The sequence below is a fragment of the Xanthomonas sp. WHRI 7064 genome (genome assembly GCF_040202355.2).
GTDB classification, from domain to species: Bacteria; Pseudomonadota; Gammaproteobacteria; order Xanthomonadales; family Xanthomonadaceae; genus Xanthomonas; species Xanthomonas arboricola.
On sequence record NZ_CP167821.1, the window covers coordinates 520,569 to 535,898 of the forward strand.

The 15,330-nt window shown below is 68.3% G+C and carries 8 protein-coding genes; 6 read left to right on the forward strand and 2 right to left on the reverse strand.

Annotation, left to right across the window (positions count from 1 at the left end; genetic code table 11):
• Nucleotides 1-31: 31 nt before the first annotated feature.
• Nucleotides 32-1,756: an AarF/ABC1/UbiB kinase family protein gene (locus ABQY74_RS02250; RefSeq protein ID WP_024938244.1), complete on the reverse strand. Its 1,725-nt coding sequence runs from the start codon at nt 1,754-1,756 to the stop codon at nt 32-34.
• A gap of 238 nt (nt 1,757-1,994) precedes the next feature.
• On the opposite strand from ABQY74_RS02250, the gene ABQY74_RS02255 reads away from it, so the two are divergent.
• Nucleotides 1,995-2,936 (forward strand): DUF808 domain-containing protein, encoded by a 942-nt coding sequence (locus ABQY74_RS02255; RefSeq protein WP_016901675.1) that lies wholly within the window; start codon nt 1,995-1,997, stop codon nt 2,934-2,936.
• Between the two features lie 155 nt (nt 2,937-3,091).
• Here the strand turns inward: ABQY74_RS02255 and ABQY74_RS02260 are convergent, their stop codons facing one another.
• Nucleotides 3,092-4,720 (reverse strand): GGDEF domain-containing protein, encoded by a 1,629-nt coding sequence (locus tag ABQY74_RS02260; protein ID WP_026064139.1) that lies wholly within the window; start codon nt 4,718-4,720, stop codon nt 3,092-3,094.
• A gap of 485 nt (nt 4,721-5,205) precedes the next feature.
• On the opposite strand from ABQY74_RS02260, the gene glgA reads away from it, so the two are divergent.
• Genes glgA through treY form a run of 5 tightly spaced genes read left to right on the forward strand, consistent with a single transcriptional unit; the run spans nt 5,206 to nt 15,323 of the window.
• Nucleotides 5,206-6,789 (forward strand): glycogen synthase GlgA, encoded by a 1,584-nt coding sequence (glgA, locus tag ABQY74_RS02265; protein WP_349793209.1) that lies wholly within the window; start codon nt 5,206-5,208, stop codon nt 6,787-6,789.
• Entirely contained in the window at nt 6,786-9,017 is a 2,232-nt protein-coding gene (locus ABQY74_RS02270) for a 1,4-alpha-glucan branching enzyme (RefSeq protein ID WP_349793210.1), read from the forward strand. Before glgA ends, ABQY74_RS02270 begins: the two co-directional genes overlap by 4 nt.
• A 2-nt stretch (nt 9,018-9,019) precedes the next feature.
• Complete coding sequence (treZ, locus tag ABQY74_RS02275; RefSeq protein ID WP_349793212.1) at nt 9,020-10,777, forward strand: malto-oligosyltrehalose trehalohydrolase; 1,758 nt, start codon at nt 9,020-9,022, stop codon at nt 10,775-10,777.
• Nucleotides 10,774-12,723, forward strand: a complete 1,950-nt coding sequence (malQ, locus tag ABQY74_RS02280; protein ID WP_349793214.1) for a 4-alpha-glucanotransferase — start codon at nt 10,774-10,776, stop codon at nt 12,721-12,723. The genes treZ and malQ overlap by 4 nt, the downstream gene beginning before the upstream one ends.
• Entirely contained in the window at nt 12,720-15,323 is a 2,604-nt protein-coding gene (gene treY / locus ABQY74_RS02285) for a malto-oligosyltrehalose synthase (RefSeq protein WP_349793216.1), read from the forward strand. Before malQ ends, treY begins: the two co-directional genes overlap by 4 nt.
• Nucleotides 15,324-15,330 lie beyond the last annotated feature (7 nt).

Genomic DNA, 15,330 nt, shown 5'->3' on the forward strand with positions numbered 1-15,330 from the left:
CCCGGGTGCGCTCCTACGCATGTGTGTGGCGCTATCGATGCCCGCGTTCTTCGCGCGCACGCACGCGGCGGTCGAACAGCAGCGCGCTGAGCACGATGCCCAGGCCCAGCACGACGCCGAGCAGGAACAGCACCATCGCGATCGCCGGATAGCCCCACAGCTTCAAGCCGGTTTCGATACGCATCATCTGCGCCGAGGCCATGATCAGCGCCGCAGTCACGATGCCGGCCGCCACGCGGTTGGCGATCTTCTGCAGGCTTTCCATCAGATGCGATTCTTCCAGCCCGGTGACGCGCATCTGCAGGCGGTTTTCCGCCGCCAGCGACAGGATCTCGGACATGCGGCGCGGTCCTTCGCGCACCAGATGCTGCAGTTCCATCGCCTCGCTGGCCAGATTGGCCGCCGACAGGGATTTTTTCAGGCGCGCGCGCATCACATGCTGCAGGTGGCGCTCGACGATGCGGCGGGTGTCCAGGTGCGGCGACAGCGTGCGGCACACGCCTTCCAGGTTCAACAAGGTCTTGCCGAGCAGGCTCAGCTCCGGCGGCGTGCGCAAGCCGTTGGCGGTGGCGATGCGCACTAGATCCAGTACCACACGGCCCTCGGAGGTGGTGTCGTGCGCGGCGTAGCGGGCGATCATCTGCCCGGTTTCGCGCTGGTAGCGGTCTTCGTCGTAATCCTCCAGGCGCGTGCTCAGCGCGATGGTCTCTTCGGCAACCTCTTCGCCACGGCCGTCGACGGCGGCGAACAGCAGCTTGAGCAAGCGCTCGCGCAGGCGCGGCGGCACATGCGCGACCATGCCCAGGTCGAAGATCGCCAGGCGCCCGTCCTGCAGCACGCGCAGGTTGCCCGGATGCGGGTCGGCGTGGATCTCGCCATGCACGAACATCTGGTCCAGGTAGCCCTTGACCAGTTCTGCGGCCAGCTTGTCCATCGGCTGCTCGGTGCGGCGCAGGCCGGAGATCTTGTCCACGCGCACGCCTTCGGCCAGCTGCATGGTCAGCACCTTGCGGCTGCTCAGGTCCCACACCGGTTGCGGGATCCACAACAGCGGAAACGGCTTGAGATGCTTGCCGAAGCGCACCAGCGTCTCGGCCTCGTCTTCGTAATTGAGCTCGGCGCGCAGGGTCTTGCCGAATTCGCCCAGCCAGTCGGCAAAGCGTACGCGCCGGCCGATGCCGGTCAGGCGGTCGGCGGCGGTGGCAAAACTCTTGAGCACGTCCAGATCCGAACGTACCTGGGCGGCCACTTCGGGCTTTTGCACCTTGACTGCCACCGGGGTGCCGTCGCGCAGGGCGGCGCGGTGCACCTGCGCCAGCGAGGCGCAGCCCAGCGGCACCGGATCGAAAAACGAGAACGCCTTGTTGACCGACACGCCGAGTTCTTCTTCGATGATCTGGCGGATGCGCTCCACCGGCACCGAACTGGTGTTCTCCTGCATGCGCTCCAGCGCCGTGGCGAACTCCGGCGGCACGATGTCCGGCCGCGTGGACAGCATCTGGCCGAGCTTGACGAAGGTGGGACCGAGCGCTTCCAGGTCGGAGACGAACTGGTCGGGCGTGCCTTCGGCGGGCACTTCGTACTCGTTGATCGCAGCCGGATCCAGGTTCATGCCGGCAAACACGCCCGACCCGCGATACCGCAGCAACAGGCGCAGGATCTGCGTGCGACGGCTCATGCCGCCCACCACGCCGGTGTCGGCGGGGATCGCGGCCTGGGCCGGTGTGCGGTAAGGGTCGTTCGGACTCAAGGCCATCTCCGGCGGTCGTGCAAGAGCGCGAGTGTGGCCAGCGGCGGGTCGTCGGGCGGTGAATCCAGACGAGCGGCTACGGCGCGGTCGTGTGCGGCGCGGCCGATGGGCATGGCCGAATCATGCGGCGGGCGGGCGTCGGGATCGCGCACCAACGGTCGGCAACGGCGTGCAACCGCCTGCCATCACCCCATACGGGCGCAGGATCGGCGAGAATCCACCGCCACTCACGAAGGACCCCCGCATGGCCGGTGCCAGCCTGTTCACCCTGCTCGACGACATCGCCACGCTGCTGGACGACGTTTCCATCCTGACCAAGGTCGCGGCCAAGAAGACCGCCGGCGTCCTGGGCGACGACCTGGCGCTCAATGCGCAGCAGGTCACCGGCGTCACCGCCGACCGCGAGTTGCCGGTGGTGTGGGCGGTGGCCAAGGGCTCGCTGATGAACAAGGTGATCCTGGTGCCGGCGGCACTGGCGATCAGCGCCCTGGAGGCCTGGCTGCGCGGGCGCGGCTACAACGTGCCGCTGGTGATGCCGCTGATGATGATCGGCGGTGCCTACCTGTGCTTCGAGGGCGTGGAGAAGCTGGCGCACAAGTTCCTGCACAACCAGGACGAGGAAGCGCAGCGGCATGCCGAGCGCACCCGCGCGCTGGCCGACCAGAACGTGGACGTGGTGGCGCTGGAAAAGGACAAGGTCAAGGGCGCGATCCGCACCGACTTCATCCTGTCGGCGGAGATCATCGTGCTGTCGCTGGGCGTGGTGGCCGGGGTGTCGTTCGGCCAGCAGGTCGCGGTGCTGGTGGCGATCGCGCTGGCGATGACCATCGGCGTGTACGGCCTGGTCGCGGCCATCGTCAAGCTGGACGACCTGGGCCTGTACCTGAGCAAGAAGGGCGCGGCGTTGGCGGCGCTGGGCCGCGGCATCCTGGTGGCCGCGCCGTGGCTGATGAAGTTCCTGTCGGTGGCCGGCACGCTGGCGATGTTCCTGGTCGGCGGCGGCATCCTGGTGCACAACATCCCGGCGCTGCATCACCTGGTGCAGGATCTGGCCAAGTCGGCCGGCGGCATGGGCTGGCTGGTCGATGCACTGGGCAACATGCTGGTCGGCGTGGTTGCCGGTGCGATCGTGCTGGGCGCGGTGATGCTGTTCCAGAAGCTGCGCGGGAAGCCGGCGGCGCACTGACGCCGTCCCGCGGCGGGCCAGGGGAGCCCCTGGCCGCCGCACGGAAGCGGTTGGTCGTGGGTGGGGCCCGGCGGCAACCGAAGGACCTGCGGCGCCTCTGCGTCATGCGCCGGTAACCCGGTCCGACCGGTCGATGCGGCAAACCGGGTTCGCGGCTAATCCGCGCTGATCACCCGATTCTTGCCGGCCGCCTTGGCGTCGTACATCGCGCGGTCGGCACGGCGGATCACATCGTCCTGGGCCTCGTCGAGATGGCGCAGTGCCACGCCGCCGCTGAAGCTGACGAATACGCGCACGTCCTCGTGCAGCAACGAGCGCTGGGCGAGAGCGCGCTGCAGGCGGATCACCGCCGCGCTGGCTTCGAAGATGGTGGAGTCCGGCAACAGCAGCACGAACTCCTCGCCGCCGAAGCGGGCGATGGCATCGGTGGTGCGCAGCACCGACTTGGCCACGTCCACGGTATGGCGCAGCGCGGCGTCGCCACCGGCGTGGCCGTGGGTCTCGTTGAGGCGGCGGAAGTCGTCCAGATCCAGCATCGCCACGCACAACGGTTGCCCGCCGCGCTGGGTGCGTGCGGCCTCGCGCTGGAACAGTTCCTCGAAGCCACGGCGGTTCAGCGCGCCGGTCAGCTGATCTTCGCGCACCAGCCCGGCCACGTCCCTGAGTTCCTGTTCGAGCGAGGCGATGCGCTGCTCGGCGTCCTCGACCTGGCGGCGTGCGGCCAGCAGTTCGTCGCGCGCGGCCAATGCCTGCGCCTGCACCCCGGCGGTGTCCTGCAGCACGTCCTGCAACAGCCGATTGAGGTCGGGAATGCTGCGAGCGTCGCCGATCGCCTGCGAATAGCCGGCAACGCGATCGTGGTACTCGCCGGTGCTGGTGGCCATGCCGTCGAGCCGGTCGACGAAGGACACCATCATCTCGCGCATCGCGGTCTTGGAGTCGGCAATGCCTTGCTTGAGCAGGCCTTGCTTGTAGATGACCTCGCGCAAGGTGCCGCGTGCCTGTTCGATCGAGCCGACATCCAGCGGCCCGGAGATCAGCTGCCGCACCACCGAGATCTGGCCCTGCAGCCAGCTGCGATCGTCGAGCAGTTCGCCGACGTTTTCCAGCAACAGGTCGAACAGGCCGAGCAGCAGGTTCTGCTGCTCGCTGGCATCTTCGGCACGCAGGCCGATCTGATGGCTCAGTTCGCGCAGGCGCTGTTCCAGGGTGATCAGCTCATGGCCGGGGCGCCAGTGGCGCAGTGCCGAAGCCAGGGTCTGCGCTTCCTCGGCCAACTCCGGGCTGCGTTGCAGCAGCGTGGACAGGGCATTGCCTAGCGCGTGCCGCAGCAGGTCGCGCAGTTGCTCGGCTTCGGTGCGTCCTTCGGCCAGCGAGTCGCCGGTATCGATGGTGCGGATGTACTTGTCGATCAGTTGCCGCAAGGCGCGGCCGTAGCCGGGCCAGTCGCCGGCCGCATAAGCCGCGCTCAGGCGCACGCCCATGTCGCCGAGTTCGCCATGCAGGCTGGTGATGCCTTCGGCAAAGGCCAGCAGCAAGGCCTCCGGATGCGCGGCGTGCGAGAACAGGCGCATCAGCAGGGCGGTGGCGGCCGCCGGGTCGTGCGCGCCGGACTTGTTCTTGGCCGGCACCAGCTGATGCGCGGCCAGGCCGTGCCCGCCGCGCTCGCTGCCGATCACGCTGGGCAGGGCGGCGGCCGGGCGCGCGCTGTCCGCCCCGCCCCAGGGCAACAGGCGGCGCAGCCCGCCACGTGGGCGGCTTGGAAGTTCAGGCTGGTCTGCCATGCGCCGGGATCTCGGAAAGTCGTGGTGCCATCGCGGGTTATCGGCGCGCAGGCGGCGCGCTTAAGCGGTCTGGGCAGTTCTGCGCAGTTCCGGCACGCCCGCCCGATGCCAGGCGGTGGGCGATGCGCGACCTGCGCGCATGCCTGAACAAGTCAGGCGGATGATGGCGGGCGCCGCCGTCATTGCCCGCTTTCGGTGCGTTTCAACAACCGCGCACCACTGCAGGGATGTCATCGCACTGCAATGCGGCGCTTATGCCAGTAGGCATGCGCAACCATGCGCAAGGGAATGTAGCTGTCGCAGAAAAGTCAGCACGTATTCACGCATATTTTATTTGCACGGGGTGTAGATTCATCTCAAGGACAACGTGGAGTACGCGCGTTGGCCCCGCTCCTCATTCGTAGCAGGTCGTCTGGCTGAATCGGCAGATGATGGTTGTCGCTTCGCTGTTTTCCGTCTCCACCCACTTTACGACGGACGTTTAGATGGTTGCCATGATGCCGCTTCACGCTACTACCGCACGCTTCGAGCGCAGCACGATGCTCCCCACTCTGAAGAAGAGCGGGCGACCGCGTGATGCACGTGGCCGCTTCATTCGCCATCACGAGCGTCTGCCGGTGTCGCCGGCCGATACCCGCGGCGCCTTGTTCGTGGTGTCGGAGATGGCGGACTTCATCAAGGCGGGCGGTCTGGGCGATGTGGCTGCGGCGCTGCCACGCGCGCTGCGCCATCGCTACGACGTCCGTGTGCTGATCCCCGGTTATCGCGCGGTGCTGGCGCGGGCGGGCAAGGTGGAGATCGTCGGCCGGGTGCTGGCGCATGCCGCACTGCCGGCCTGCGACATCGGCCGCATCGTGCAATCGGACGGCCTGCCGATCTACATCCTGCTGTCCAAGGAATTGTTCGAACGCGACGGCTCGCCCTATGTGAGCACCAGCGGCTCGGAGTTCGAAGACAACGCGGTCCGCTTTGCCACCTTGTCGCATGCCGCCGCGCAGATCGCCGCCGGCCATGCCGGGCTGGGCTGGAAGCCGCGCCTGCTGCATCTCAACGACTGGCCGTGTGCGCTGGCCGCCGCCTACGTGCGCTGGTCCGGCGGCACCACGCCGTGCCTGTTGACCATCCATAACCTGGCCTACCAGGGCCTGGTGCCGTATTCGATGGCCGCTGCGCTGGGCATCCCGGCCGAGCGTGTGGCCGAGCTGGAGTTCTACGGGCAGATGTCATTCCTGCGCGGCGGCATCGTGCATGCCGACCACGTCAACACGGTCAGCGTCAGCTATGCCCAGCAGATCACCGGCCCGGCGCAGGGCTGTGGCCTGGACCGCCTGCTGGCCGGCCGCGCCGCCAAGGGCGCGCTGACCGGCATCGTCAACGGCATCGACGCCAGCTGGGACCCGCGTACCGACGAATATCTGGACACGCACTTCAGCGTTAATCAGTGGCAGGGCCGCCAGGCCAACGCCGCGCAGGTGCGCAAGGCCTTCGGGCTGCGCGAGAGCACCGGCCCGCTGTTTGCGGTGGTGTCGCGGCTGGTGCATCAGAAGGGCCTGGACCTGATCTGCGAGGTCGCCCCGCAGATCGTGGCGGCCGGCGGCCAGATCGCGGTGATCGGCGGTGGCGAGCCGGAGATCGAGCAACAGGTCGCCGAGCTGACCCGGCGCTATCCGGGCCAGGTCGGTGCCTTCATCGGTTTCGAGGAAGGCCTGGCGCGGCGCATGTTCGCTGGCGCCGACTTCCTGCTGATGCCATCGCGCTTTGAGCCGTGCGGCTTGAGCCAGATGTATGCGCAACGCTTTGGTTGCCTGCCGATCGCGCACGCCACCGGTGGCCTGATCGATACCGTGGATGACGGCGTCACCGGCTTTTTGTTCCAGCACGCCAGTGTCGAGGCCTTGCGCCGCTGCCTGGAGCGCGCATTCCGCACCTTCCGCCTGCCCAGCCTGCTGTCGGCGATGCGCCGCGCGGCGATGCTGCGTCCCAGTGGTTGGGATGTGGCGGGCAAGAAATACCTCTCGCTGTACGAACGCACCGCCGCAACCGCTCCCGCGCTTGCGACGGTGTCATGAGCGAACGGCTGGGCGTGCAGGGGCAGGAGACGGAAGCGACGGCGGTGACCATGGATGGGATGGCGGATCTGGTGCAGAGCGTGCAGGCGCTGGCCGATGGCCTGCCTGCCGATGCATTCGCGGTATTGGGCCCGCATTCCCAGGCAGACGGCCGCCGGCTGGTGCGCGTGCTGGCGCCCGGTGCCGAGGCGATGGGCCTGATCGATCCACGCGGCAAGTTGCTGGCGCGCATGCAGGCTGGCCCGGTCGATGGCGTGTTCGAGGGCACGCTGGCGGTCGAAGGCCCGTATCGGCTGCGCATCGTGTGGCCAGACGTGGTGCAGGAGATTGAAGACCCCTACGCCTTTGCCGCCACGCTGGACGAATCCACCCTGCTGCAGATCGCTGCCGGCGATGGCCAGGCGCTGCGTCGTGCCCTGGGTGCCCAGCACCTGCACTGCGACGACGTGCCCGGGGTGCGCTTTGCGGTGTGGGCGCCGCATGCGCAACGCGTGGCGGTGGTGGGCGATTTCAATGGCTGGGACGTGCGCCGGCACCCGATGCGCCCGCACATCGGCGGGTTCTGGGAGCTGTTCCTGCCGCGTGTGGAAGCCGGCACACGTTACAAGTACGCCATCACCGCTGCCGATGGCCGCGTGTTGCTCAAGGCCGACCCGGTGGCGCGCCAGAGCGAATTGCCGCCGGCCACCGCCTCGGTGGTGCCGGGCGCGGCAGCGTTTGCCTGGACCGACGCCGCCTGGATGGCCGCGCGCGATGCCAATGCCGCGCCGGCGCCACTGTCGATCTATGAGGTGCATGCCGCGTCCTGGCGGCGCGATGGGCACAACCAGCCGCTGGACTGGCCAGGGCTGGCCGCACAACTGATCCCCTATGTGCAGCAGCTCGGCTTCACCCATATCGAGTTGCTGCCGATCACCGAGCATCCGTTCGGCGGCTCCTGGGGCTATCAACCGCTGGGGCTGTATGCACCGACTGCGCGCCACGGCAGCCCGGATGGCTTTGCCCAGTTCGTCGATGCCTGTCATCGCGCCGGCATCGGCGTGATCCTGGACTGGGTCAGCGCGCACTTTCCCGATGATGCACACGGCCTGGCGCAGTTCGACGGCGCCGCGGTGTACGAGCATGCCGACCCGCGCGAAGGCATGCATCGCGACTGGAACACGCTGATCTACAACTACGGCCGGCCCGAAGTGACCGCCTACCTGCTGGGCAGCGCGCTGGAGTGGATCGATCACTACCACCTCGACGGCCTGCGCGTGGATGCAGTGGCTTCGATGCTGTATCGCGACTATGGCCGTGCCGAAGGCGAGTGGGTGCCCAACGCGCATGGCGGCCGCGAGAATCTGGAAGCGGTCGCCTTCCTGCGCCAGCTCAACAGCGAGATCGCCACGCGCTTTCCCGGTGTGCTGAGCATCGCCGAAGAGTCCACCGCCTGGCCGGGCGTGACCGCGCCGATCAGCGAGGGCGGCCTGGGCTTCACCCACAAATGGAACATGGGCTGGATGCACGACACGCTGAGCTACATGCAGCGCGATCCGGCCGAGCGCGCGCAGCACCATAGCCAGCTCACCTTCGGCCTGGTGTATGCGTTCTCCGAGCGTTTCGTGCTGCCGATCTCGCACGACGAAGTGGTGCACGGCAGTGGCGGCCTGCTCGGGCAGATGCCCGGCGACGACTGGCGGCGCTTTGCCAACCTGCGCGCGTATCTGGCGCTGATGTGGGCGCATCCGGGTGACAAGCTGCTATTCATGGGCGCCGAATTCGGCCAGTGGAACGACTGGAATCACGACCAATCGCTGGACTGGCATCTGCTCGATGGCGCGCCGCATCGCGGCGTGCAGCAACTGGTCGGCGATCTCAATGCCGCATTGCGACGGGTGCCGGCTTTGTACCGCGGCACGCATCGTGCCGACGGTTTCGACTGGAGCGTGGCCGACGATGCGCGCAACAGCGTACTGGCGTTCATTCGCCACGATCCCGATGGCGGCGCACCCTTGCTGGCGGTGAGCAACCTCACCCCGCAACCGCACCACGACTATCGCGTTGGCGTGCCGCGTGCCGGCGGCTGGCGCGAAATCCTCAACACCGACAGTGCCCATTACGGTGGCAGCAACCTCGGCAACAGCGGTCGCCTGGCGACCGAGCCGATGGGCATGCACGGGCACGCACAACGCCTGCGCCTGACCCTACCGCCGCTGGCCACGATCTATCTGCAAGCGGAGAAATAAGAATGAACGAGCGCAACGACACCACGCCGGCATGGGGTGCATGGCCAGCGGGTGAGGGACAGGTGCGCTTCGCGCTCTGGGCACCGGACGCCAAAAGCGTGGAAGTGGTCTTCGACGACGGCGCGCGCGTCGCGTTGCAGGCCGCGCAGGATGGCTTCTTCAGCGCGGTGATCGAATGCGCGGCGGATGCGCGCTATCGCTACAGCGTCGATGGCGGCGAACCGGTGCCGGATCCGGCCTCGCGCTGGCAGCCCGAGGGCGTGCACGGCCCCAGCGCCGTGCAGCGCAGCGATGGCTACGCCTGGCAGAACACCCAGTGGCAGGGACGGCCGTGGGACGAGGCGGTGATCTACGAACTGCATGTCGGCACCTGCGGCGGCTATGCCGGTGTGCAGGCGCAACTGCCGCAGCTGGCGGCGATGGGCATTACCGCGATCGAGCTGATGCCGCTGAGCGCATTTCCGGGCGCGCATAACTGGGGCTACGACGGCGTGCTGCCGTACGCGCCGGTGGAAGCCTATGGCACGCCGGACCAATTGAAGGCGCTGATCGACGCCGCGCATGGACACGGCCTGATGGTGTTGCTGGACGTGGTCTATAACCACTTCGGCCCGGACGGCAATTATCTGCACAGCTATGCCGCCCCGTTCTTCAACGAGGACAAGCCCACGCCGTGGGGCGCGGCGATCGATTTCCGCAAGCCACAGGTGCAGCGTTACTTTCTCGACAATGCGCTGATGTGGCTGCACGAATACGGCTTCGACGGCCTGCGCCTGGATGCGGTGCATGCGATCACCCCGAACGCCTTCCTGGATACCTTGCGGCAGACCGTGCAGGCCAGCCTGCCGGCCGGCCGCCACGTGCATCTGGTGCTGGAAAACGAGGCCAACCAGGCGTCGCAGCTGCAACGCGGCTACACCGCGCAGTGGGACGACGATTTCCACAACGCCCTGCATGTGCTGCTGACCGGCGAAGAAGAAGGCTATTACTCCGCCTTTGCCGACAAGCCCACCGAACACCTGGCGCGGGTGCTCGGCGAAGGTTTCGCCTACCAGGGCGAGCCGGACCCGCGCGGGCATGTGCGTGGCGAGCCCAGCGGGGCGCTGCCGCCGCACAAGTTCGTGGTCTTTGCGCAGAACCACGACCAGATCGGCAACCGTGCGCGCGGCGAGCGGCTGAGCGTGCTGGTATCGCCGCAACGCCTGCGTGCTGCGCTGGCGCTGACCACGCTGACGCCGATGATTCCGCTGTTCTTCATGGGCGAGCCGTGGGGCGCCACGCAGCCGTTCCTGTTCTTCACCGACTTCGGCCCGCCGCTGGACGATGCGGTGCGCGAAGGGCGCCGTCGCGAATTTGCGCATTTCGCCGCATTCGCCGACGAAGCGCAGCGCGCCACCATTCCCGATCCAAACAGCCACGACACCTTCGCCGCCTCGCGCTCGCCGATCGAAGACGCCGCGCAGGGCGAAGGCGTGCAGTGGACAGCCTGGTTCAAGGCGCTGCTGGGCGTGCGCCGCCAGTGGCTGGTACCGGGGCTTGCACAGGCACGCGCGGTGGGCGCCAGCGTGCTGGCCGATGGCGCAGTGACCGCCAGCTGGGAGCTGCCCGACGGGCTGTGGCATATCGCCTTCAACGTCGGTGCCTCGGCGGTGCCGATGCCGCCGCTGCGCGGCCGCGTGGCGCATGTCGAAAACGTCGCTGCCGACGCGCAGCAGTTGCCGGTCGATGGCTTCATCGCCTGGCACGAGGCGCGCGCATGAGTACCCGTGATCTGAGCAGGAGCGATCTGCATGCGCTGGCCGGCGCGGCCGGGGTAATGGTGGACTGGGTGGATGCCAGCGACCAGCCACGGCAGGTGTCCGACCAATCGCTGCATGCGGTGCTCACCGCGCTGGAACTGCCTGCCGGCACCGCCGCGCAGCGCGCAGACAGCCTGCGTCGCTGCAAGGCGCACGCCACCGAGCCGGCGCCGCTGCTGACCGTGCAGGTGGCCGGGTTGCTGCCGGTGTCGGTCGCCGCCAATGCCAGCGGCCGCTGGCTGGACGACAGCGGCGCCAGCGAGCCGGCGCATGCCGATGCGCAGGGGCAGGTGCGTGCGCCGCAGCGTTTCGGCTACTGGACGCTGCAGATCGGCGGCCTGACCCAGCAGGTCGCGGTCGCCCCGCAACGCTGCTTCAGCGTGGCCGATGCCTGTGGCCTGCCGGCACCGCGTGCCTGGGGCATGGCGCTGCAGGTGTATTCGGCACGCAGCATCGACGACGCCGGCATCGGCGACGCATCCGGCACGGTGGAATGGGTGCGGCATGCTGCACTGGCCGGCGCCGATGCCCTGGCCCTGAGCCCGGTGCATGCCGCGCGCCCGGTCACCGGCGGCTACAGCCCGTATTCGCCCAGCGACCGGCGTTTTCTCGATCCCCTGCATGCCGCACCGGTGCGCATATTGGGTGAGCTCGCACTGGAGGCGATCAACGAGGTGCCCGGCCTGCGCGAGCGCTTCGATACGCTGCACCACAGCGCCCTGATCGACTGGCCGGCCTCGGCGCAGGCCAAGTGGCAGCTGCTGCGCCATCTCTACACCCGCGTGCCCGCCGATCACCCCGATCTGGCTGCCTTCCGCAGCGAGGGCGGCGAGGCGCTGGAGGGCTTTGCACGGTTTGCCGCGCAGGATTTCGGCGACGGCGATCCGCAGTTGCACGTGTTCACGCAATGGCTGGCGGCGCGCAGCTGGTCCGATGCGCAACGCGAGGCGCACGAGCGCGGCATGAAGATCGGTTTGATCGCCGACCTGGCCGTGGGCTTCGATCCTAATGGCGCCGAAGCCGCGGCGGCCGCCGACACCGTGCTGCGCGGCCTGGTGCTGGGCGCGCCGCCGGATGCCTTCAATGCCGACGGCCAGCACTGGGGCATCGGTGCGTATTCGCCCACCGCATTGCGGCGTAGCGGCTATGCACCGTATATCGCGTTGCTGCGCGCAGTGCTGCGCGACCGCGGCGGCATCCGCATCGACCATATCCTGGGGCTGTTGCGGCTGTGGGTGGTGCCGGAAGGCGCCAGCTCCAACGAAGGCGCATATCTGGCCTATCCGCTGCACGATCTGCTCAACCTGCTCGCGCTGGAATCGTGGCGGCACCGGGCGATCGTGATCGGCGAAGACCTCGGCGTGGTGCCGCCGGGCATCCGCGAGGAACTGTCGCGGCGCGGGGTGATGGGCATCGATGTGCTGATGTTCACCCGCGACGACGATGGCGCCTTCGTCTCGCCGGCGCTGTGGCGGCCGGATGCGGTGGCCACCACCACCACGCACGATCTGCCCACCCTGACCGGCTGGCGCGAAGGCCGCGATATCGACTGGCGACGCAAGCTGGAGCTGATCCAGCCCGCGCAGGCCAGCGATGACGCCACCGCGCGCAGCAAGGATCTGGCACGCCTGGATGCGGCGGTCGAACACGCCGGCCTCAGCGCTGCGGACGATCCGTTGCTGGGCACGCTGCGCTTCACCGCCGCCAGCGTGTCGCCACTGGCCTTGCTGCCGGTGGAAGACGCGCTGGCGCTGGAAGAACAACCCAATCTGCCGGGCACCGTCGAGGTCCATCCCAATTGGCGTCGACGCCTGCCCGATCCCTTGCCGCATGCGCGCCTGAGTACGGCGCTGCAGGGCTTTGCCGAGGCGCGTCGCGTCGCGGCTGTTTCGGAACCGCATCCATGATCGAGCTTCGCGCCACCGCCCGCCTGCAGCTGCATGTCGGCTTCACCCTGCACGATGCGCTCGCGCAGGTGCCGTATTACGCCGGCCTCGGCATCAGCCATCTGTACCTGTCGCCGATCGGCACTGCGGTGCCGGGCTCGACGCACGGCTACGACAATATCGACCCGACCGTGGTCAATCCCGAACTCGGCGGCGAAGAGGCGCTGATCGCCCTGTCGCAGGCCGCGCGCGAGCACGGCATGGGCCTGATCGCCGACATCGTGCCCAACCACATGGCCACCCATGCGGACAACGCATGGTGGTGGGATGTGCTGCGCAATGGCCGCAGCGCCAAGCATGCCGACTGGTTCGACATCGACTGGCGCGCCCCCGGGCGCGACGGCAAGTTGTGGCTGGCGGTGCTGGACCGCCCGTATGCCACCGCACTGGCCGAAGGCCTGATCACGCTGGTGGTCGAGGACGACGGCAGCGCGGCACTGGCGCATTACGACCAGCGTTACCCGATCCGCCCGCAGACGCTGGAAGTGCCGGAGAAAGCGGCACGCGCGCAATGGCTGCGCGACTACAACGACGGCGCCAAGCGCGGCGATGGCCGTCTGCACAAGCTGATCGAGCGCCAGCCGTACCGCCTGAACTGGTGGCGTGTGGGCAACGACATGCTCAACTACCGTCGTTTCTTCGATATCACCTCGTTGGTGGCATTGCGCGTGGAGCTGCCGGCGGTGTTCGACGCGGTGCATGCGCTGCCGCTGCGGCTGGTGGCCGAAGGCCATCTGGACGGCTTGCGCATCGACCATGTGGACGGGCTCACCGACCCCACCAGCTATGTGCGCAAGCTGCGCAGCCGGCTGGATGCGGCTGGCCGCACGCGTGGCCTCAAGCCCGGCACGCTGGGGTTGTATCTGGAAAAGATCCTGGCGCCCGGCGAAGCCTTGCCGGCCGACTGGCCCTGCGATGGCACCACCGGCTACGACTTCATGGACCAGGTCGGCGGCGTGCTGCATGACACGTCCGGCTTCAAGCCATTGGCGCGTGCCTGGCAAAAGGTGAGCGGGCGCAGTGGCGACTTCGCACAGGAAGAGCGCAGCGCACGCGACGAGATCCTGCGCGGCCCGCTGCAGACCGAATTCAATCGCGCCGTGGGTGCGTTGTCGGCACTGGCGCGACTGGACCCGCCCACGCGCGAGTTCAGCCCGCAGATGCTGGCGCGCGGCCTGTGCGTGTTGCTGCGCTGGTTCCCGGTGTACCGCACCTACGCCGGTGCCAAGGGCGTGACCGGCAGCGAAGCCGAGCGCCTGCGCGCCACTGCCGCGCGTGCGCGCGAGGGCATGCCGGAGTCGATCGTTGCGGCCGTCGACGCGATCGAGCGCTGGCTGCTCGACGATGCCGGCGCCGACCGCGCGCAGGTCGCGTTGCGGCGCATCCTGCGTCGTCGCGTGGAGCAGTTGTCCGCACCGCTCAATGCCAAGTCGGTGGAAGACACCGCGTTCTACCGGCATGGCGTGTTGCTGTCGCGCAACGAGGTCGGCAGCCATCCGACCCACTTCGCCAACGACGCGGCCGAGTTCCACGCGCAGAATCTCGAACGCGCCAAGCACTTCCCGCGCGCGTTGCTGGCCACCGCCACGCACGACCACAAGCGCGGCGAAGACCTGCGCATGCGGCTGGCGGTGCTGTCCGAGCAACCGCGCTGGTGGATCGAGCAGAGCAGCCAGTTCGATGCCTTGACCGAGACGCTGGACTCGCCGGCCTTGGCCGGTGGCGACCAGCAGATGCTCTGGCAGACCCTGGTGGCCGCCTGGCCGATCGGCCTGGGCGCCGACCAGACCGAACCGCTGACCGAGTACGCCGAGCGCATTGCGCAGTGGCTGCTCAAGGCGGTGCGCGAAGCCAAGCTACACACCAGCTGGACCGATGGCTCGCCGGCCTACGAACAGGCCGTGCAGGCCACCGTGGAGCAGGTGCTGTGCAGCCGCGCCGGGTTGCCGCTGCGGCGGGCGCTGCTGCGCGCCAGCAACCACATCGCCGCGGCCGGTGCGCGCAACGCGCTGGTGCAGACCACGCTGCGCCTGACCGTGCCGGGCGTGCCTGACCTCTACCAGGGCACCGAAGGCTGGGATCTGTCGCTGGTGGACCCGGACAACCGCCGCCCGGTCGACTACGCGCAGCGCCAGCAGTGGCTGCAGCAGGCGCGCGACTGGAACACGCTGCTGCGCAGCTGGCGCGATGGCGCGGTCAAGGCACGTCTCACCGCATTGCTGTTGCAGCTGCGTGCCGAACATCCGTCGCTGTTTGCGAAGGGCGATTATCAGCCCTTGAGCGTGGCGGTCAGCGGCGATGCGCAGGTGCTGGCGTTCCGCCGCCAGTACCGCGGCCAGTCGCTGGTGGTGGCAGTCACGCGGCTGGGTGCCGGCAACCAGGGCGATGGCGATCTGCCGCTGCTGGTGCCGCCGGCCAACTGGGGTCAGGCGTCGTTGGCATTGCCGCACGCCACGTATCGTAATGTGCTCGATGGCAGCACGCTGCAGCCGCAAGGCGGCCGCGTGGCGATATCCACGCTGTTTGCACGTGCGCCAGTGGCAGTGTTGTTGACCCCCTAAGAGAACG